The organism is Rhodovibrio sodomensis (assembly GCF_016583645.1).
Taxonomy (GTDB): Bacteria; Pseudomonadota; Alphaproteobacteria; order Kiloniellales; family Rhodovibrionaceae; genus Rhodovibrio; species Rhodovibrio sodomensis.
In genome coordinates this window covers 31597-50873 of the sequence record NZ_NRRL01000009.1, presented here as the reverse complement: position 1 = coordinate 50873, position 19277 = coordinate 31597, and the positions used below count along the sequence as shown (strand labels likewise).

The 19277-nt window shown below is 66.3% G+C and carries 14 protein-coding genes and 1 CRISPR repeat array; of the genes, 6 read left to right on the top strand and 8 right to left on the bottom strand.

Annotation, left to right across the window (positions count from 1 at the left end):
* The first annotated feature begins 246 nt into the window (after positions 1–246).
* Both CKO28_RS06295 and CKO28_RS06290 read left to right on the top strand, forming a co-directional pair.
* Positions 247–2916: a PD-(D/E)XK nuclease family protein gene (locus CKO28_RS06295; RefSeq protein WP_200339777.1), complete on the top strand. Its 2670-nt coding sequence runs from the start codon at positions 247–249 to the stop codon at positions 2914–2916.
* Positions 2913–6311 (top strand): UvrD-helicase domain-containing protein, encoded by a 3399-nt coding sequence (locus tag CKO28_RS06290; protein ID WP_200339776.1) that lies wholly within the window; start codon positions 2913–2915, stop codon positions 6309–6311. Before CKO28_RS06295 ends, CKO28_RS06290 begins: the two co-directional genes overlap by 4 nt.
* An 83-nt stretch (positions 6312–6394) precedes the next feature.
* Here the strand turns inward: CKO28_RS06290 and CKO28_RS06285 are convergent, their stop codons facing one another.
* The 3 genes from CKO28_RS06285 to CKO28_RS29265 all read right to left on the bottom strand — a co-directional run bounded on the left by CKO28_RS06285 (position 6395) and on the right by CKO28_RS29265 (position 8234).
* Positions 6395–6859, bottom strand: a complete 465-nt coding sequence (locus tag CKO28_RS06285; RefSeq protein ID WP_200339775.1) for a MarR family winged helix-turn-helix transcriptional regulator — start codon at positions 6857–6859, stop codon at positions 6395–6397.
* Between the two features lie 401 nt (positions 6860–7260).
* Positions 7261–7878 carry a hypothetical protein gene (locus CKO28_RS06280; protein ID WP_200339774.1) on the bottom strand — a complete coding sequence of 206 codons (618 nt, stop codon included), beginning with the start codon at positions 7876–7878 and terminating at the stop codon, positions 7261–7263.
* A complete protein-coding gene (locus tag CKO28_RS29265) occupies positions 7875–8234 on the bottom strand; it encodes a DNA methyltransferase (RefSeq protein WP_367575738.1) in 360 nt (119 codons plus the stop codon). The genes CKO28_RS06280 and CKO28_RS29265 overlap by 4 nt, the downstream gene beginning before the upstream one ends.
* A 37-nt stretch (positions 8235–8271) precedes the next feature.
* Here CKO28_RS29265 and CKO28_RS28285 point away from each other — a divergent pair, with 37 nt between their 5' ends.
* Entirely contained in the window at positions 8272–9273 is a 1002-nt protein-coding gene (locus tag CKO28_RS28285) for an IS1595 family transposase (RefSeq protein ID WP_200339772.1), read from the top strand.
* Positions 9274–9292: 19 nt separating this feature from the next.
* On the opposite strand, the gene CKO28_RS06265 is transcribed toward CKO28_RS28285, so the two are convergent.
* On the bottom strand, positions 9293–9856 hold the full coding sequence (locus CKO28_RS06265; protein ID WP_200339771.1) for a DNA methyltransferase: 564 nt from the start codon (positions 9854–9856) through the stop codon (positions 9293–9295).
* Between the two features lie 314 nt (positions 9857–10170).
* Here CKO28_RS06265 and CKO28_RS06260 point away from each other — a divergent pair, with 314 nt between their 5' ends.
* The 3 genes from CKO28_RS06260 to CKO28_RS06250 are packed head-to-tail and all read left to right on the top strand — an operon-like array spanning position 10171 to position 14160.
* Positions 10171–12261: a hypothetical protein gene (locus CKO28_RS06260; protein WP_200339770.1), complete on the top strand. Its 2091-nt coding sequence runs from the start codon at positions 10171–10173 to the stop codon at positions 12259–12261.
* Between the two features lies 1 nt (position 12262).
* Positions 12263–13099 carry a hypothetical protein gene (locus tag CKO28_RS06255; protein WP_200339769.1) on the top strand — a complete coding sequence of 279 codons (837 nt, stop codon included), beginning with the start codon at positions 12263–12265 and terminating at the stop codon, positions 13097–13099.
* On the top strand, positions 13096–14160 hold the full coding sequence (locus CKO28_RS06250; protein WP_200339768.1) for a hypothetical protein: 1065 nt from the start codon (positions 13096–13098) through the stop codon (positions 14158–14160). Before CKO28_RS06255 ends, CKO28_RS06250 begins: the two co-directional genes overlap by 4 nt.
* Before the next feature lie 118 nt (positions 14161–14278).
* Positions 14279–14967: a CRISPR direct-repeat array (repeat unit 28 nt; unit sequence CTTCTCAGCCGCCTGTCCGGCGGCCGAC).
* Positions 14968–15120: 153 nt separating this feature from the next.
* On the opposite strand, the gene cas6f is transcribed toward CKO28_RS06250, so the two are convergent.
* From cas6f to CKO28_RS06230, 4 genes are read right to left on the bottom strand one after another with little or no spacing between them, the layout of a single operon-like run.
* Complete coding sequence (gene cas6f / locus CKO28_RS06245) at positions 15121–15807, bottom strand: type I-F CRISPR-associated endoribonuclease Cas6/Csy4 (protein WP_200339767.1); 687 nt, start codon at positions 15805–15807, stop codon at positions 15121–15123.
* 3 nt (positions 15808–15810) lie between these two features.
* Positions 15811–16920: a type I-F CRISPR-associated protein Csy3 gene (gene csy3 / locus CKO28_RS06240; protein WP_200339766.1), complete on the bottom strand. Its 1110-nt coding sequence runs from the start codon at positions 16918–16920 to the stop codon at positions 15811–15813.
* The gene (locus CKO28_RS06235; RefSeq protein WP_200339765.1) at positions 16917–17780 is read right to left on the bottom strand and encodes a type I-F CRISPR-associated protein Csy2; all 864 of its coding nucleotides are present in this window, start codon (positions 17778–17780) and stop codon (positions 16917–16919) included. The genes csy3 and CKO28_RS06235 overlap by 4 nt, the downstream gene beginning before the upstream one ends.
* Entirely contained in the window at positions 17777–19243 is a 1467-nt protein-coding gene (locus CKO28_RS06230; protein ID WP_200339764.1) for a hypothetical protein, read from the bottom strand. The genes CKO28_RS06235 and CKO28_RS06230 overlap by 4 nt, the downstream gene beginning before the upstream one ends.
* Positions 19244–19277 lie beyond the last annotated feature (34 nt).

The following is a 19277-nucleotide window of genomic DNA, read 5'->3' as shown; positions in this document are numbered from 1 at the left end:
CGCTGCGCCTCGCGCCCGGCGGTATCGAGGCGGTCGGTGAAGGGTCTGGGGTATCCGCGCGCAAGGCAGGGCGAGAGGTCCATGCGATCCGAAACCGAGCAGGGAATTACGGTCTTCGGATGTGGTAGCAAGAGGCGGCGGCCGACCGCACCCCGGGCGACAGGATGTCGGTTTGCTTATCGGTTGGGTTGCGGCGGGGTTGGCTATATTCTGGGTGGCAGGGAAGAGCCGGTTCGGGGGAGACGTATGCGCCGCCAGACATTGATCGTGGACTCCGCTTTCGCCGCACACGAGGCGCGGACGCGGGCCGCGCGGGAGGGCCGGCACGGCCTTCAGGTCATGTCGATCGAGCAGGTCGCGGCGCGGCTGGCCGGCGGCTTTGCCCAGCCGATCCCACGAGAATTCCTGCAGGAAGTGGTGCAGGACATCGTCCAGACGGAGGATATGGAGGACCTCTCCCCGATCCAGGGCTTGCCCGGCATGGCCCGGGCGGTGACGACGACCCTGATGCGTGCCTGGGACGCGGCGATCGATCCTGAGGAAGACGACGCGCCGAGGTTGGAGGCGCTTGGGCTGGTCCAAAGAGAGGTCATCCAGCGCCTGAGGCCGTCGATGGCGACCCCTTTGCTGCTCGTCGAGGCGGCGGTCCGGCGCGCGCACCATGCCCCGGCTGTCCTGGGCGACGTGGAGGTGCACGCCGTCCCGGACATCGCGCCCGTGTGGCTGCGTCTCATCTCGGCCCTGCGCGAGCACGTCGACGTGGCCTGGCGGCCGCACAGCCGTCCGGTCCCGGAGTGGCTGGTGCATGCAGGCATCGATGCCGAGGATCGGGTCGTCCATAGCCCCGAGGTGCGTGGCGCCAGCTGCGCCAACCCACGCCACGAGGCGATCGAAGCGATGCGCTGGGCGCGGCAGTTGATCGCGGAGGGCCGGGCAGCGCCGCAGGAGATCGCGATCGCCGCGGCGAGCACCGCCGAGTTCGATGCGCACCTGATGGCGATGAGCCGGGACGCCAGCATCCCGATCCACTTCGCCCATGGGCGTCCGGTGGTGTCGCGGCCGGAAGGCCAGTTGTGCGCCGCCCTGGCGGAGGTCGTGCTGAACGGCGTCACCCAGGACCGCGTCCGCCGCCTCGTGCCGCTTCTGCGCAGCCAGTGCGGCCGCCTGCAGGGCCTGCCGGCAGGCTGGACGCGGGTGCTGCCGCGCGACGCGCCCCTGACCTCCTACGAGCTCTGGTCCCGACACCTGGGTCAGGTGGAAGACTGGCCGGAAGATGTCGACTTCTCGGAGCCGCTGCTGGCGGTGATCGAAGAGGTCGTGAAGGGGCCGGAGCATGCTCAGGAGATCGGCAACGCCCTGCTGACCGGTGTTAGCCGCTCGATCTGGCGTCAGGCGCTGACCGACGGGCCGCCGCATGCGCTCGACGTGACGCTGCAGGGGCTCCGGCTGGCCGACGACATCGATCCCTCGGCGGCGATCGTCTGGGGCCCGGCGGCCAGCGTGGCTGGCGCGCCGCGCGCTCGCATGCGGCTCCTGGGTCTCACCAGCCGGTCATGGCCGCGGACCGAGGCCGAGGACCCGCTGCTGCCGAACCATATCGTGCCGCAGGACCGCCTCGACCCGGTTCCGGTGCCGATGCGCGACCGGCGCGACTTCCGGGCGCTGATCGACGGCGCCGAGCGGGAGGTCGTGCTGTCGCACAGCCGGCGCGATGCCGACGGCCGGCAGCTCGGGACGAGCCCGCTCTGGCCCGAAGGGCTGGAACCGGCCTACCTCGAGCGCTCGCGGATCGCCCGGCATGTGATGAGCGAGTCGGACCGGCTGCTGGCGCGCCGGCAGGAGTTCGGCCACACGGCGCTTGCCGCGAGCACGCGGAGCTGCTGGATCGACTGGCACACGGAGCAGGTCACCGCGCACGATGGGCTGATCCGCGCGAACCATCCGCTGATCGCCGAGCGGCTGGATCGGCCCCAGTCGACAGGCGCCCTGCAGCGCCTGATCCGAGATCCGATCGGCTACGTCTGGGCGGATGTGCTGGGCTGGCGCGAGCCCAGCGAGGACGAGGAGCCGATCACGCTCGACGCGCTCCAGTTCGGCTCGCTCGTGCACGGCGTCTTCGAGGAGGCAACACGGCGCCTTGAGGCCGCCCCCGGGATCGCCCGGGCCTCTGAAGACGAGATCCGCGCAGCGGCCCGCGCGGCGGCGGAGGCGGTTGCGGAAGCGTGGGAGTACAGCATGCCGGTGCCGCCACGGCTGATCTGGCGGCGCCTGCTGCGGCGCGCCGAGGAGGCGGTCCCAGACGGCTTCCTGGCCGAGTTCGGTCAGGACGGTTCGGGCGCGCTTCCCGACCAGCGCAGCCTGGCCGAGGTCCCGTTCGGCCAGGCCGGTTGGCAAAGCGCGCGGCAGATCGATCAGGACCTGCCGTGGGAAGTCGATCAGCCGGTGACGATCCCGGGCACCTCGCTACTGATCACCGGTCGGATCGACCGGCTGGACATCGCTGGCGACACCAGCGCGGCCGCGGTTGTCGACTACAAGACCGGCAAGAACCCGCCGGTGAAGAAACCCCCGCAGCTGCGGGGTGGCCGCGAGCTGCAGCGGTGCCTCTACGCCTTCACCGTGAAGTCGCTGCTGGGCGGCATTCCGGTCGATGCCCGGCTGGTGTTCCCGCTGGGCGGCCGGGTGGTGCCGCTGGAGGATCCGGAGGCGACGCTGGAGCAGCTGGCGCAGTACCTGCAGCTGGGCCGCGACCAGCTGCTCGCCGGCAACGCGATCCCGGGCGAGGGCACCGAGGACGACTTCAACGACATGAGCTTCGCGCTGCCGGGCGATGCGAAGGATCGCTACTTCCGGCAGAAGCGCGCGCACTTCAACGCACGGCATGGCTCATTGGCGGATGTCTGGGGGATGCAGTGACCGACACCCTGATCGATCAGGAGGCGCGCACGCGCGCGCTCACGGATGCGTCCAGCACGCTGCTGGTGGAGGCCGGTGCCGGCACCGGCAAGACAGCGATCATGGCGGGTCGCCTGGTCAAGTTGCTGGCGGACGGGACCGATCCCGAGAACATCGCTGCGATCACCTTCACCGAGCTGGCGGCCGGCGAGCTGCAGCAGCGCGTCGCGCGGTTCGTCGACCGGGTGATCGCAGGCGACATGCCGGTGCAGATCGCCTCGGCCTTCCCGGGCGGGCCGAGTGCGCAACAGGTCGCGGCGCTACGCGAGGCGCGGGGAAAGCTGGACCGCCTGACCTGCACCACGATCCACGGCTGGTGCAAGCAGATGATCGGGCCCTATCCGGTGGAAACCGGAATGGATCCGGGCGCCAAGATGATCGACCCGGCGAACGCGGACTTGATCTTCCAAGACATCAAGGAACGCTGGCTGCGCGAGCACCTGTCCGGCGCCGCGGCGGAAGATGGGGAGAGTGCTGGCGACGACTTGCTGGCCCAGATGCTGCTTGCCGACCCGGATCATGCTCTTCGCAAGATCGACGAGGCGGCCGACCAGTTGCGTGGAAACCGCACGGCCGGCGCGCCGGCGGCTGAGTTGACTCGCGCGGACCTTGCCGATCTCGAGGCGGCCGTCGATGAGTTCGTCGAGCTGGCCGGCCGCGCCAGCGAGCCCAGTGTCGATCAGATCGCCGAGGAGTTCGGCGCACTCCGCGACAGCCTGATCGCCGCGCTGCAGTCGGGTCCCGACGCGGCCGGGCTGCTCGCGTGTGCGGAGCCGATGCGGATCTCGCGGATGCTTCAGGGCAAGGTCGCGCTCAAGAAGTGGGACAAGAAGGGCGTCTACGTGAAGGCGGCTTCGGGCCGCGGTGCCTCGAAGGCCGAGGCGGAACGGCTGAACGATGAGGCCCAAGCCGCCTACGATCGTGTCAGCGGGGCCCTGGAGGCGTTCGCCGAGAAGGCGGCCCGGGTGCTCAACCACCGTTTCATGCAGGCGATGCAGACGCTGGTCGAGCGCTATGAGGCGTACAAGAGCGACGCCGCGCTGATGGACTTCGACGACCTCCTGTTCGGCGCGCGTGCTCTGCTGCGCGATCACCCGGAGGTCCGCGACGCCCTTGCGCGACGCTACCGGGTCGTTCTCGTCGACGAGTTCCAGGACACGGATCCCGTCCAGGCGGAGATCCTGTGGCGGCTCTGCGAGGCGGAACCGCGGCAGCCGGCGGACAGGCCCTGGACCGACCGCCAGCCGGAGCCCGGTCGGTTGTTCCTGGTCGGCGATCCAAAGCAGGCGATCTACCGTTTTCGCGGCGCCGACGTCGGCTGCTACATGCAGGCGCGGTCGGCACTCCATGCGAGCGCCGGCGATCAGGTCTCGATCCAGGCCAACTTCCGCTCGCAGCAGGGCCTGATCGAGTGGGTCAACGGGACGTTCGACGCGGCGCTGTCCGCCGAGGACCAGCCGGGTTTCGAGGCGCTCTCCTGGACCAAGGCTGACGGCAGCAACGAGGCGCGGGTGCGGGCGCTCGACGTGCCGGTCGAGGCGAGCAATCCCGACAAGGGGTCAAGCGTCGACGACATGCGCCGGGCCGAGGCGGCGTCGATCGCCGATCTCTGCCGCAGGCTGGTCGACAGCTACACGGTCCTGGATGAGGACGCGACCGGGGGCGAGCGGCCTTGCCGGCCGGGCGACATTGCCCTGATCGCGCCGGCGGGCACGTCGCTGTGGATTTACGAGAGCGCGCTCGAGAACGCGGGCCTGCCGATCGCGACGCAGGCCGGCAAAGGGGCCTTCCGGCGGCAGGAGATTCTGGACCTGATCGCGGTCACCCGCACGCTCGCGGACACGCGGGACACGCTGGCGCTGGGCGCGCTGCTGCGTGGTCCGCTGGTGGGGGCGACAGAGGAGCAGCTGCTGGACTGCGTCGCGGCGCTGCCGCGCGATCCCGACCGCCCGGACCGGATCCCGGTGCTGAACCTCAACGCGGACCCCGACGTGCTGCCCAACGAGACCGTCAAGCACGTCTTGCATGTCTTGCGCGGCTTGCGGAAGCGGGCGGCCTACGTGACCCCGTTCGAGCTGCTGGCCGAGGCGGTCGAGGAGCTGCGGGTGCGGCCGATCCTGGAGCAGCGCCATCCGCGGTCAGCCGAGCGCGCGCTGTCGAACGTCGACCTGTTCCTGGAGCTGGCGCGCCCTTACGCGGTGCGCGGGCTGAAGGCGTTCGCGAGCGACATGCGCAAGAAGTGGGAGGCGAGCACAAGCCAGGCCGAGGGCCGCCCGGACGCCCAGGAGCAGGCGGTGCAGGTGATCACGATGCACTCGGCCAAGGGCCTGGAGTGGCCGGTGGTGATCCCGGTGAACGCGATGGGCGAGCCGATGGGCCAGAACGGTCCGCAGCTGCGCCGCAGCGATAACACCCTGCATCTGCACCTGACCAAGACGGGGCCGCGGACGGAGGCGCATGAGGCGGCGAAGGCGGAGAACGAGGCGGCGGTCGCGGCCGAGCGCGCCCGGCTCTGGTATGTGACCTGCACCCGGGCGAAGCAGCTTCTGGTGCTGCCGCGGTTGGAGGCGCCGGTGGCCGACGGCGCCTGGATCAACCTGGTCGACCTGGGGCTGCCAGAGCTGGACGCGCTCGATCCCCAGCAGTGGCCGTCCGAGGTCGGGTCGCGGGAGACTGCGGAGCGAAATGAGCAGGACGCAGCGACCTTCGCGGCCGAGGCCGGGCGGGTGGCGTGCGCGCATCCGGTGATCCGCCGGCGCACGCCGAGCCGGCACGAGGCGGAGCAAGGCGACGCGGCGGGTTCGAGCGTGGCTGACGCGCCGCAGGTCTTCGCCGAGATCGATGGGCCGACGGTGGCCGGTGCGGGCGTCGCGGGCTCGCCGACCCGCGGGCTGGTCATTCACAAGCTGCTGGAGGAGGTGCTGACCGGCGAGCTGGACGAGGCGGACGTGGAGTGCAGGGCCGGCGTGCTGCTGCAGGAGCTGGGCGTGGATCCGGCGCCGGACCCGGCGGACGGGCCCTGCGGCCGGGAGATGGCCGAGGTGGTAGCGCGCGCGCTGGCGCTGGGGGAGGTCGCGTCACGGCGATCCCAGCTGATCCCGGAGACGACGGTTCAGGCGAGCACGGTTTCGGATGCCGGCGAGGAGATCGTGAGCGGCCTTGCGGACGCCGTATCGGTCGACCCGAGCGGGGCGATCGAGGCGGTGATCGACTGGAAGTCGGACGTGGCAGCGGATCCGGGCCAGCGGACGCGGTATCGCGAGCAGATGCGCGACTATCTGAAGGCGCTGGGCTGCGAGACCGGACTGCTGGTCTATGTCACGGACGGGACCGTGGAGCGGGTGACGCCCGCCTGAGCGGGTACGGGCGCGCGTGGCAGGAAAAGGAAAGGGGCGGCCGCTGAGGGCCACCCGTCTTTAGCCGGCGACCGCGCGAAGGGTCACGCGACCCGGCGGCTCGCGGCGTGCTGGTTCATGCGCGCGGTCGCAAGCGCACGCTCGATCCCGCCCAGGCTGTCGGCGGCTGCCTCGACATCGACGCTCAGGGAGGCGGCCTCCGCGGCGTTGGCGTCCATCAGCTGCTGGATGTGTCCGCGGATCTCGTGGCCCTTGGTGGTGCAGGCCAGGTAGGTGGCGCGGCGATCGTGGTCGGCGCGCTGCTGGGTCAGGTAGCCGAGCTCGACGAGCTTCTTGACGTTGTAGGAGACGTTCGAGCCCTGGTAGCAGCCCCGGTGGGTCAGGTCGCCGACGGTCATCTGCTCGCCGCCCAGGTTGAACAGGATCATGGCCTGGACCGCGTTGAGGTCACGGATGCCCAGGCGGTCCAGCTCGTCCTTGATGGTCTCGAGGAACTGGCGGTGGAGGCGCTCGATGCGCTGGATGGTCTCGATGTAGGCGGTGCTCATGGCGGTCCTTGTCGTCCGGATTGGTCTGTGGGTGATGGTGGGCGCGGTGCGGGGCCCACTATCTGGGATTTGGGGTGAAAAAACGGTTATTGCCGCGCGTATACGGTCGATATCATGTGTTGAGGCCGGACGACTCTCGGTGGCTATCCGCACTAGCGTGCGGATCGGCCTCCGATAAGCGCCGCTACAGACCACTTTCCGGCGCTCCGACAATCACATTTTGAAGAATGCCCCAATTCCCCGGTGCCTGCAGCGGGACGACCAAAGCGAGCAATGCTCGTAATCCCGGATCGTGCTGCCCGGGAATCTCGGTCGATATCGAGGGCCTGTTTCGAAACGACTTGCTCTGCTGAGATCAGCCTAGAACTGGAAGTATTTGAGCCGACGCATCCGACTGATGTTCATCGTTGCTTGACGAAATTCGATGAGACTTGATTATTGAACTCTTTTGGGTCATACCAGAAACATCCAACACACGAACCCTTATATTCTTTCGGACCGATCCATTGACTTACAGAATAACCGAGTTGGGTCGCATCAAAACGTTGTCCGGTTTGCTTGCAGACCTTACAGTGCTGGCGCTTCGCGTCATTGGCTGGCTTACTGAGAGGTTGAAAGGCCTCCTTCTCTGCGCCGACGTCGACATCTTTCCTGCCATCTTTGTGATCAATCTCACATTTTCTAGAGTGTGTAGCCAAAATACGGCAGACTTCCTTTCGATAGGCCTCGTACACTTCCTTTGGAATTGATCCTGAAACTGCGCTTTTCCGAAAACCAACCAATTGAATATGAGAGATGCGTCCGCGCTTCTTTTCCCGATGGATATTGAAGTACCTACCTAAGCTACCGTCGGTCCTAGCCCAATCTGCGCCATTACCAAATTGCATATCGGGATCAAGCTCGTCTACGGAAACACACCGAGAGTAGCCAGTGCTCCAGCATACGTCGGCGATCTCAAGAAAGCGCCGCGGGGCCGTTCCCTTCGTGAACTTCTCTATATCTATGTTTTGCCAATTCATGCCGCAGGCCGTTGTGTCGCCATCTCAAGAGTGCGGCGCTTCTTGATATCGGCCTTCAGTTGGGCGACACGCTGGGTGTCGCCGGACACCCGCGCCTGCGCGAAATCGGTAAACAATGGGTCAAGGTCACAACCGATAAAGTTGCGACGGGCTGCTGCTGCGGCCACTGCAGTTGTGCCGGAGCCCAGGTAAGGATCTAGGACAGTGTCTCCCGGGTTCGTGTGAATGGCTACCAATTCTGCAAATAATTGGGTCGGCTTTTGGGTTGTGTGAGCTCGATCTTTCCCATGGTAAATTGGACGCATTGTCTGCAACGCGTGTTGGCGCTTGCGTTGATCCCTAGATCTGCTATCCAGAGTGCTCTTGGAAAACCAAATCGGCGGGAGCGGTCCGGTGTCTGGAAGGCTTTCGGAGATCAGCGCGGCGCTGGACCGGCTATCGGTTCACGAGCTTCAACAGCTCGTGGCCACGGCGCAGTCGCGCCTGGAGCGGCGTGAGACCGAGGCGCTGCTGGAGGAACGTAGCGGCCTGGAGAAGCACTGCTGCCACTGCGGCTCGACGGCCGTCCGGCGGTGGGGCAAGACCCGCACACAGCTCCAACGGTGGCGCTGCAGCGATTGCGGCAAGACGTTCAGCAGCGCGACCGGCACGCTGGTGGAGCGGGTGCATCGCCGTGACGGGATGGCGGCAGTCGCGAAGGACATGATGGCCCGACAGCCGCAGCCTTGCCGTGCCCTCGCGGCTGCCCTCGGGGTCGACAAGATGACGGTCTGGCGCTGGCGGACCAGGCTTCTCGCCGCCCTCGGCGACGTCGGCCAATCGGGACTGAAGGGCATCGTCGAAGCGGACGAGACGTACTTCCGGGAGTCCCGGAAAGGCTCGCGGGAATGGGTCCGCCACCAGCGGGCGCCGTCGCGCCATCCCAAGCCGCCGCGCCTGCGGTGGCGGGACTACGATAGGCAGGGCATCCCGCTGCCGCGCGGCCTTTCCCGTTGGCAGATCCCGGTCCTTGTGACGCGCGACCGCGGCGGCGCGACGGCCGCCAATCGGCTGCGGTCGACCCGTTTGCGGGAGATCGCCCAATCGCTGACGCCGCGTCTGGCACGCGATGCGATGCTCTGCACGGATGCCGCCGGCGTGTACCGGACCTACGCCAATCGCACCGGGCGCGCGATCGAGCAGGTCAACACGAGCCTGAACCAGCGCGTGCGCGCCAATGGCGTCTATCACATCCAGAACGTCAACGCCTTCCATGCCCGGTTCAAGGAGTTCATGCAGCCGTTCCGCGGACCCGCCACGAAGTACCTCGACGGCTACGTCGCCTGGATGCTGATGCGCGATGCGAACGCGCAATCGTCCGACGGCGCCAATCCGATCTTCGTGCGTGCCCTATGACCTCACTACCGGTCGTGGGTCAGCAGCGCGCCAACACGCTTTGTAGACAATGCGAAATTGGATGCCTGAAAATCCCATTGTGATACGTTGCATTAAAGGTGCTATTGGAGCCTTTCACGCCCAATACAGCAATTTCTCGGGAGTTCGTCAGATAGTTGCGTGATGAATTGATTGGCACCGGGTTCGTTTTTACCCACTCTATAAAGCGAATTTGCTTAAAGCCGGCGTTGGCCATGATGTCGCGAAGAATTGACAGCTTCCAAAGGTCAAACCAAATAATGCAAACACCACCCTGGCGAAGCACTCGATAAAACGCCTTTACAGACGTGTCGAGGTCTCCGACAGTGAATTCGTGATCCCAGGCGCCGAAGTCCATGGACATCGCGAACCGGCTCTCCCCGTCGACCACTGACGAAAAGCCAGTCTCTCGACTGATGACATAGGGTGGGTCAGTCAGAACAAGATCGATCGTTTTGTCTTCTAGAGACTGAAGCAGTTGCTGACAGGGAGTGTTCTCGATCCTGATTGTCGGCTTCGTTGGAGACGTTTGCCCTGAAGAACGGGCGTGCTCAAATTTCGGCATGACAGGACCTCGACGACCGTAATCAGGATCAGACAATGAGGGAAATAGGGTCAGGGCAGGCGGGCGCAACGGTCACCAGAAGCGAAAGACGGTGGCGATACGAGTTTTACGGTTGGCCTGTGTGCGTAATGGGCGGAAACGCCTGAGAGCGGGGGCTTCGCCAGCAAGCGCGCAAGAGGTCATGCGGGCCAATGAATCAGCGACCGTGTCGATCTGTTTCTGTGATAGGAAATTCGGTAACGGTGTTGTGTCGTCGTGCCAAAAGTCGCGAGTGCGACCCATCTCCGGCTCATGAACAACCGAAACGCCGGGAGATGGATGTGTTTGGCGACCTGTTCGAAGCGCTGCGCCTAAAGGAGCCGACCGAACCGTCGGCGACCGATACCGAAGCGGACGCGGCTGGCCCCAGCATTCCTGACGTCGCGCTTGATGTGGGTCAGGTTGACTCGACCGGCGGCGACCTCGGCGATCGCTTCCATGTGGAGCCGCACGGCCCGGCGGCCAGCCAGAGCTCCATGGACGAGGCATACGTCCTTGGCAGTGAGATCGACGCCGAGGGGCTCATGCGCGAGGTTCTCCAGAACACGCTGGACGCGGTGCTGGACCCGGCGCAGCCCGCGCGCCTGCGCGTGCAACTGATCGACCTGGATCCTGCGCTGGTGCGCCGCTTGGTCGCCGGACGCATGGCTCACTGGCATGCGTCCGACATCCCGCTCGAAGAGATGCTCGCCGGCCCGGTCCGCACCCTGGTCCTGGAGGACTTCAATACGCGCGGCCTCGAGGGCGAGATTGAGACCTCGCAGACCCGCCACAGCGCGTTCGTGAACTTCTGGCGCCGGTTCGGCGACAGCACGAAGAAGAACGGGGAGGGCGGTAGCCACGGGATTGGCGGGCGCATGGCGCTGGCCGGCGCCAGTTATGGCCGGCTGTTCTTCGGCCTGACCGAGCGTGCTGAGGACGGCCGTGTGGCGCTGATGGGCCAGGGGCACCTCAAGTCACACAAGCTCAGCGATGACCCAGAGGCCCCGGAGTACACGAAGTACGCGATCTTCGCCGAGGAAATCGAAGTCCGCGGCCACGCTGCGATCTGCCATCCCTTCAAGGGCGCGCAGGCCAGGGAGATCGGCCGGAGCCTCGGGATGTCCCGGCAGCCGGGCGAGACCGGCTTTTCGATCGCGCTGCCCTTCGTGAAAGACCGGATCACGATCGCCGCGCTGCGGACCGCCCTGCTCCGGAACTTCTACTACCAGATCGCCGCCGGCAAGCTGATCGTCGACTTCCCGGACGAGACCGTCGATGCCAGCAACATCCGGCAGGTCATCGTCTCCAGCAGCGAGGCGTCCGACCGGCTCGGATACCTGTCACTCGCACTGGCCGAGCAGGCCGGCGACATCCCGACCTTCCAGGCGAACACGGGAAAGACCCCGCTGGATGAGTCGGCGTTCGGCGCCGCGGAGGCCGCCGCGATGCGCCAGATCTGGGAGGAGGGGCGTCCGTTCAGGGCGTGGATACCGTTCAACTACCAGCGCAGCGACCTGCCGGGCTGGCAGAACGGCTGGATCAAGGTCCTGATGCGCCAGGTCGAGGAGAACGAGGCCCCTGGGGCGGCCTTCTTCCGCCAGGGCTGCATGCTGAGCAAATACCGCGTGCCGATCCGCCAGAGCGTCGTGATCGTTGAGGCGATGCCGGGCGCGGCGTCGGCGTTCTTCGCCAACGCGGAGCCGCCGGCCCATGACGCATGGAGCCGCTCCCTGCTGGATGACAAGCGCGTCTTCAAGAACATCGATGGGCGGCTGCGCACGATGCGTCACTGCGCGCCGGACATCGAGGCGATCTGCGCGCCCGAGGACAGCGCAGGGGTGATCCGCTCCGTGTTCGACGCGGTGTTCGCCGCGCCGGAGATGGACCGCGTGCGCTCCTCGCGAAGCCAGCCGAAGGCTATCGACGCCAAGCGCGACGGCAAGCGTGACGCGCGCACCAACCAGAACCCGGATCACGACTTCGGCGAGGAAGAGGAGGTCGAGGCGGGCGGTGGCACGCCCCTCGTGCGCGCGATCTCCATGAAGGTCCTGGAGGATGGCTTCGTATTGCGACTGCGCGATCCGAGCGTGCTGCTGACCTCGGCCGGCAAGCTTGAGCTCAAGGTTGCCTACGCGACGCGCAAAGGGAACGCCTTCAAGCGGCACAGCCCACTGGACTTCTCGTTCGCGCCCAAGGCCCGCCGGCCGGTGTCCTATTCGGTCCGCGGCGCAGTGGTCGAGGTCGAGGCAGCCAACCTGCTGAGCCTGGAGCTCACAGGGGCGGAGTTCACCCTGGAAGCACGTGGTTACGATCCGCGCCGCGACCTGGAGATCAACCTGATCGATGTCGAGGCCCGCGAGGCCGCGCAGTCCGGAGACGCCTGAAATGCCCTCGGATACGCTCGAACGAAAGCTCCCGTCCAAGCGCGCGCTGCGCGTGAGCCGGGCCAAGCCGATTCCCAACCGGCGGATCGAAGTGAATACCCGGGTGGGCCGCGACGGCCGCGCCGAGGTCCAGATCGCTGGCTGCGAGATGGACATGGCGGCCTTCGGGGAGGACGCTCTGGTTTACCTTGAGGCGAGCCGTGCCCGCACGTCGAGCTTCGAGCGCATAGAGCTTGGATCAGCAGATCGCTTCCAGGCGCCCACCGGATGGATCCGACTCGGCGAGTTCGAGAGCGACGTCGACGTGCGCTTCCGTTTCCTCGTCATGAACAACTCGACCTACCGGATCCTGGCAGCGGCCGACGGCATCCGTATTCGCTCGGACGCTGAGGGCGAGCGGAACTCGGGCAACCTGATCACCCTCCGGCGTGACCCGAACATGGGCGAGGAACTGTTGCGAGCTGAAGTGCACCCGTGCAACGGCGCCCTGATCTTCGTCAACGCGCGCATCCCGGACCTGGATCGCCGGCTGAACGCGGACGCGGTCTTTTACGCGGCCGTGATGCATGGCGCGCTCCTACAGATCGTGACGGACGTCGTGCTTCGCGGCGAGGAGCTTCAGATCGACCCGGAGATCACTGAACAATGGCGCAAGCTCCTGGCCGAGTGTGGCGTCGACGCCAGCGAGTGCGAGGAATTCGTCAGTGGTGAACGTGGTCTGGAGACGCGCGAGGTCCGTGACTGGATCGAGACTGCGGCCGGACGGGTGATCTCCCGGGGCCGGTTCGTTTCAACCGCTCTACATGCAGCGAGCAAGCAGAAGGAAGCCGCGGAATGACCGCCCAGACCACCACCAAGAGCGGGCCGATCTCCCGGTTCACGACGGAGGGCCTGAACGAGTTCCACGGCTGGGTCGCGGCCGGTGGGCATGCGCCGGCGCCGACATGGCTTCTGTTCGACCGCGCATACGCGACCCCGGTCGATCTCGCCGGCCAGCCGGTCGAGATCTCCGCCCACAAGCTCGGCACCCGTAAGAACATGGCCGAGAGGGTGTGCGACGCCCTGGGCGCGGACATGGTTCGCCTTCGGCTGGCCGACGTCGAGCTGTGGTCGTGGCTCAGTCTGTTCTTCCACCGCGACCTGTTCGTCCTCACCGGTGAGAGCGGGCCGGCTGGCGCCGTGCAGCGCCACGTCCTCGATCCGGGCCGCGGCGGCCGCCACGTCGTGCAGTCGGCCGCGGAGTTCTACGCCCGGTACGGGGAAGAGGCCCGGTATCTGCTCGGCGGCGCGCCGGCGAAGATCACGCGCGCGGAGTACGAGATCGCCAAACGCCGCGGCGATCTCTCGTACCTGCGGTCGATCGAGGTGATCCGCCTGATCAACGGGCTTTACGGCAAGACCAACGGCCAGACGTTCAGCATGGGCAACGCGATCGCCTCGCTGTCGCCGGATGTCCCTGGCCTGAACCGCCTCATCACGACCCTGACCAGCCTGGACACGAACTTCGCGATCGGCCTGATGCCCTACGACATGCTGGCGGAGCTGCTCGGGCCGGAGTTCGACGATCTGAAGCGCAACATGGAAATCCGCGAGGAGAAGCGCGGCCGCAAGAGCCGGGACTGGCGCCCACGCATCCGGGACCTGATTGACGCCGACTACCTGCGCACGGGCATGGAGGTCTGGCACAAGGACAACCCTGACTCTCGGGGTACACTGACGCGTGGTGGTAAGGTCAACTACCAGAACGAGGTCCTGGCCGCTCACCGGTTTGCCGGGCTGTTCACTGGCAGCGACGTCAACAACGTCTACAACGTGCTGGTGGTCGAGCCCGGCGAGCTCCTCGGGAATGTGCGCGCCATTTGCGAGGCATCGATTTCGGCGGAGAAGGATGGGGCCTGACCTGTTCTGTGGCGATCAGGCCGAGCGCCGCGCGCCGGCGGCAGGGATCGAGTTTGTTCCAGCAGGATAGGCGCCGGATGCGTCCCCGGACCGCTTGATCTTCGCTGTCGCAGCGGACCTTCTCAGCCGCCTGTCCGGCGGCCGACGGCTTCGTGGATCAGCTCCACGCTGACCCGATCTTCTCAGCGGCCTGTCCGGCGGCCGACGTTCGTCGCCGTCATGACGATCTCCTGTCTCACTTCTCAGCCGCCTGTCCGGCGGCCGACCAGATGGAGCGCTTCGACGACGACGGCCGCGACTTCTCAGCCGCCTGTCCGGCGGCCGACGGTTCTGGCCGTAGGTCTCGGTTTTGTGGAACCTTCTCAGCCGCCTGTCCGGCGGCCGACCACGCTCTCCCTGCGAATCCTATCCTCGAAAACTTCTCAGCCGCCTGTCCGGCGGCCGACTGCCGACCGACACGGCGCTGCGGATTTTCCAGCTTCTCAGCCGCCTGTCCGGCGGCCGACTGCTGCTCGTGCGCGGCGATGACCTCGGCGATCTTCTCAGCCGCCTGTCCGGCGGCCGACTCTGCCAGCGTGTCCGCGCGCTTCTTCTGCCGCTTCTCAGCCGCCTGTCCGGCGGCCGACGGGAGGTGAAGATCAGCGATCCGGCGGATGTGCTTCTCAGCCGCCTGTCCGGCGGCCGACCGGGCGCGACGTATTTCCACTCGCTCACTATCTCTTCTCAGCCGCCTGTCCGGCGGCCGACCTCGACTCCCGCCTCCTCGAGCGCTTCGCACACTTCTCAGCCGCCTGTCCGGCGGCCGACGGGTCTTTTTGAATACTTGTCTGGGATATATCAGTAGCCTAGCAGCTAGAAACGTACTCCTGGCTTCGTTTTTCGGTCTGACGCGTAAGTCATTGCTTTTTCCAAGAACGCTGACCGACCCTTTCGCACGAAGGGTCGGCCAGCGTCGTGCGGTTAGATCTCAGGAACGGCGATGCAGGCGTCTGCGCGCGACAACCCGTATGTGTTCAGCAGGCCCTCAGCTGGCGCCTCACGGACCTCCCGCCTGATCACGAGCGAGAACGGGTTGTCCGTTGAGCGAGAGCGCATTGGAACGAAGATTTTCGGTCCGAGCTTCCGATCATCCCGGTTCTTCTGTGCGAGCCGCCCGCAGCGAGCCCTCACGATCTCCTCGGACGCGCGCTCGAGGCCCCTCGCTTTCGCACGCCTGGCATAGCGCCGCTCCTCGCGATCGATCGCCGCGGGCGTCAGCTGGTCGGCCGCGCGGTCGCGGGTGTAGACCGCGAACTCGGTGTCGTCGTCGATCTCGACCTCTCTGACACGGGGCCGCTTGATCATCCCCGTCTCAACCAGCCGGCCAATGCGATGGTCAGCGAGGAACGCATCAAGATGCGCTTCTTCGCGCCCGAAGACCCGCACGAGCCCCAGGCAGTCAGCGAGGTCCTTGATGCGCCCGTCATCGGCCGTTTCGATGAGAGTCATGCGGGGCAGGCTGCCGGCAATGCGCTGATCGTCCGCCTTCACGGCGGTGTTCCAGCCGTGAAGGGCGGCGAAAACGCCCTGCGCCAGCGCAGGGCTGTTCTCGTCAATCAGCAGCTTGGCCTGCCGGCTGTATCGGATATCGGCATAGCAGGAAAACATGATCTACTCCTTCCCGCCGAAGACGCCGCCGCGAACCAGGTTGGCGACAACATAATGCGCGTCGCCAAAGGCGGGCTCGCTCGGAGCCGCCTGCTCCATGCCAGTGAGCATGCGCTCCTGAAAGCCCTTCTTGGTCAGGAAGTCGTACAGGCAGCCGCCCGCCGGGCTGCGCAGCGCGATCGCACGGGTCGTCTGCGCCGCGTAGGGATCGGCGGCGACAGCGCCGAAGTCCTCGTGGCCGTGCCACTCGTCCACGCAGCGTATGGCGTTTCCGATCTTCTGCGGATGGAAGGTGGCCTGCCGTACGCGGCGGCCGCGGTGGTCGACCTCGATGGACGAGAGCACCTTGCCGGCGCCGTTCTTGCTGCCGCGCCGGCGCTGGATCGCGTCTGCGGCCTCGCCGGAAAGGTACTCCTCGCTCGGGAAGATCTCGCTGCCCTCGGGCAGGGAGCCCACGGTCATGATCTCCACCGAGACAACTGGCCCGTTGCCGGAAAAGGCCGCGGCGACGCGGTCCACCAGGCTTATGAAATCGCCGTCGCACGCCTGGGAGATGTCGTCGACGCCGGGGAAGGTCTCCTGCTCGATCTCGTCGGGCTTCGCCGTGAGCAGGACCTGATCGCCTTCCATCACGTAGACCTTCTTGTCGGTCATGATCAGGAGGTTGCGCCACATCCAGCGCGCGTTGACGAGGTTCCACAGGTACCGCGCGGCCAGCTCCGAGAAGCCGCCCTTGGCGGCGTAGCTCGAAACGAAGTCGGACAGGTTGGCGATCGCCTCGCTGTCGTCCGACGCGTGCGCCTTCATGGCGTTCGGCAGGAACTGCACGGCCGCCTTGACCGCCAGGCGGTCGCAGCCGGCCGGAAGGGTGGCGCGGTCGACCGTCTGCAGGTTCGCCTGCTTGATGTCGTGCTTGCCGAAAGCCTTCTCGCTCATGTAGTTGCCGATCGTCCCGCGGACGGAGATCTCCTGGACCTCCGCCGGCACGAGGGCACTGCGGTTGAGCGCGCCATCGATGATGATATCGGCGCCCTGTGTGGCGCCAAAGAACAGGCCCTCGCCGGTCTGGATGGACCGTGCGAACGCGAGCATGCTTGCATGGAGCTTCTTCATGCGGGGATCCCTTCGCTAGAAATGGCCGCGAACGAACGGCCGGTTAGATGGATGACGGCCGTGTCCGGATGACTGGACCATGACCAGAAGGCGGGTAGCGCCGCTGGGCCGTTCGCCGACCGAGAGACTTTCCGGGAAGACCGGGCCTCAGCGACGCTGACGATGCCTTCAGCGAAAACGTGCGGCGTGGTAGGGCAGCGGGTGCCGGAGCGGGTAGTGGCGTCCTCGAGGGGCTCAAGGCACTGGTAGCCCACGGACACCGGCAGAAGCGCCTGGAACTCGCCATCTTCGGAGAAGCTGTAGGCCGACTGCCAGCGCTCCTGGTCGTCCTTCTGCAGCGCGAAGACGTCGAGCAGGGCATCCAGGGGGTCGCGTGCGATGGCAAGCGCGCGGTCGAGAATATCGCCGCGGTCGAGGATCAGGTGCCCCGGAGCTAGCGCGCGCAGCGCTTTCCCGAGATCGTCGAATTCCCGGACCCGAACTTCCGGTCGCTTGCCGACAGCCTGCATCACGCTACCCGCGAAGCGCAGACCGGGCAGGGCATCCTGAATCTGGCTGGTGAGCCAGGCATCTTCAGGATCGAGCATCAGCAGGGTCGCGCGCATGCGTCCGCGCGTGCGCTCGACCGCTTCCGTCGGTTCCGCTTTGCTGTCCGCTTTGGGCTTAGGCCGGCCGGGATGAACCTGCAGATCGTGGACGACGATCGCGAATGGTGCGTTGGCTGCGGGGGTGCCGCAGCGGTTGGTGAGTGCATCGACGAGCCCGGCGATCGCCGTCATCGACGGAAATCCCGTCGCGATATAGGCGCCGTCGAGAGCAACAGTCGGGCAATCGAAAGGCCCGATAGAGAACCCCTTCATCGGATAAACGTCTCCTCGACGAGCTGCTCGGCAGCGTCACTGAGATCGCGCAGCAGCGAGTCGTTGCGGGAAGCGGCGCCTGCAAAGCGCCGGTCGGCACGGGCCAGTGCGTCGGCCATCGCGGTCGACATTTCCTGAGCGATCTGGGCGCGCTCCGCCGGCGACCAGGATCCGGTCTCGCCGGCCACAATGCGACGCACCCAGGCAGGACCATGGAACGCCTCGTCGTTGAGCGCGGTGTGGGTCGAGCAGAAGTCCTGGAAATCACGCAGATTCTCGATGAGCTGCGCCGCCATCGATCGCGCGTGGTATTCGAGAGCGCTTCGGATGTCGCGATTGCTGTACGCGTCGTCTGGTGTGCTCAAAAACGGGTGAACCAGGCTCGCGTAGTTCGTCACACACTCTTCGTCGCGAAGCATGGAAGCGGTGAAGAAGGGCGCGCCGTGTGCGACAGCCTTGAGCTTGCGCCAGTGCTGGCTCGTGTTGATCGGACGGTAGGCGGCGTCGATCCTTCGGATCTTGCCGCCCTCATAGCTGGCGTGTAGCCCGGCGTTCTGTGGTTTCGAGGAAAGCGTGGCGTCATGGTCCTTGATCCATTGCTTGCCCGCCCGGCGCTCGCGCAGGCGCTGCGGAACTTCGGTGAAGAGGGCGGCGGAGGGCGTCGGGGTGACCTGGAGGTAGCCACCGCCGTGCGGAACGAAGACGCACTTCATTCTGTCGCCGTCGATCGCCGAGACCTCGCCAAGCCCAACCAGGCGACGCTGCAAATACACGGAGGAAGCGGCCTCGAGCCCCTTCGTGTTTGCGCCGAGGCTGCCGAAGGCGCGGAAGAGCGCGCCGTCCGTATCCGCGAGGAGCTCGATGACGTGGGCCGCCTCGCCACCCTCTATCTCAACTCGGGCCATCAGGACCTTGGCAACCCGAGTGAGTTCCGCATTGCCGCAGAACGTCATGCGGATCCGAGCGTCGGTCGTCAACGCGCTAGCGTAGCGCCCGTCACCGGTGCCGACCAGGCCAAGCCCGAGCGCGGAGGGCATCTTGCCGTCAATCTTGCTCGTCTTGGGTTCGAGATATTTGGGGGCGAGCGCTCCCATTGACTGAACCGCGGAAATCCACCTGGCGGCAGTCACGGTCGACAGGAACGCGCGCGCAGCCTCTTGCGAAGTCAAATCGTCCCAGGTCTTCGGGACCTTCTTGCCCTTCTCGCCCGAAGTGTCCCCCTCCTGCTTATGGGGCGCGCTCGCTGTAGCGGGTTTCTTCGCTCCGCCGGTGCTGTTGAGCAGGACGGTGCAATAGGCAACCACATCCTGTTGGGCGACCTGCAGCGGACGATCCTGGGCGCGCAACGCCATGACCGCGGCCGGCACATGCGCTAGCGCCTGTTGCTCGGTGGTCTTTTTGCCGGTGTCTTCGGAGATCTGGATGGCCAGATCCCGGTGGAGGGTGTCGGGGTTGAACTTCATGGGGTCCTCTGCTTGCTCGCAGAGGATGTGGTAT

What these genes read in the sequence shown, in the direction of transcription:
- CKO28_RS06295 (WP_200339777.1), top strand. Translation starts at nt 247, where the DNA reads ATGCGCCGCCAGACATTGATCGTGGACTCCGCTTTCGCCGCACACGAG.
- CKO28_RS06285 (WP_200339775.1), bottom strand. Translation starts at nt 6,859, where the DNA reads ATGAGCACCGCCTACATCGAGACCATCCAGCGCATCGAGCGCCTCCAC.
- CKO28_RS06280 (WP_200339774.1), bottom strand. Translation starts at nt 7,878, where the DNA reads ATGAATTGGCAAAACATAGATATAGAGAAGTTCACGAAGGGAACGGCC.
- CKO28_RS06265 (WP_200339771.1), bottom strand. Translation starts at nt 9,856, where the DNA reads ATGCCGAAATTTGAGCACGCCCGTTCTTCAGGGCAAACGTCTCCAACG.
- CKO28_RS06260 (WP_200339770.1), top strand. Translation starts at nt 10,171, where the DNA reads ATGGATGTGTTTGGCGACCTGTTCGAAGCGCTGCGCCTAAAGGAGCCG.
- CKO28_RS06255 (WP_200339769.1), top strand. Translation starts at nt 12,263, where the DNA reads ATGCCCTCGGATACGCTCGAACGAAAGCTCCCGTCCAAGCGCGCGCTG.
- CKO28_RS06250 (WP_200339768.1), top strand. Translation starts at nt 13,096, where the DNA reads ATGACCGCCCAGACCACCACCAAGAGCGGGCCGATCTCCCGGTTCACG.
- cas6f (WP_200339767.1), bottom strand. Translation starts at nt 15,807, where the DNA reads ATGTTTTCCTGCTATGCCGATATCCGATACAGCCGGCAGGCCAAGCTG.
- csy3 (WP_200339766.1), bottom strand. Translation starts at nt 16,920, where the DNA reads ATGAAGAAGCTCCATGCAAGCATGCTCGCGTTCGCACGGTCCATCCAG.
- CKO28_RS06235 (WP_200339765.1), bottom strand. Translation starts at nt 17,780, where the DNA reads ATGAAGGGGTTCTCTATCGGGCCTTTCGATTGCCCGACTGTTGCTCTC.
- CKO28_RS06230 (WP_200339764.1), bottom strand. Translation starts at nt 19,243, where the DNA reads ATGAAGTTCAACCCCGACACCCTCCACCGGGATCTGGCCATCCAGATC.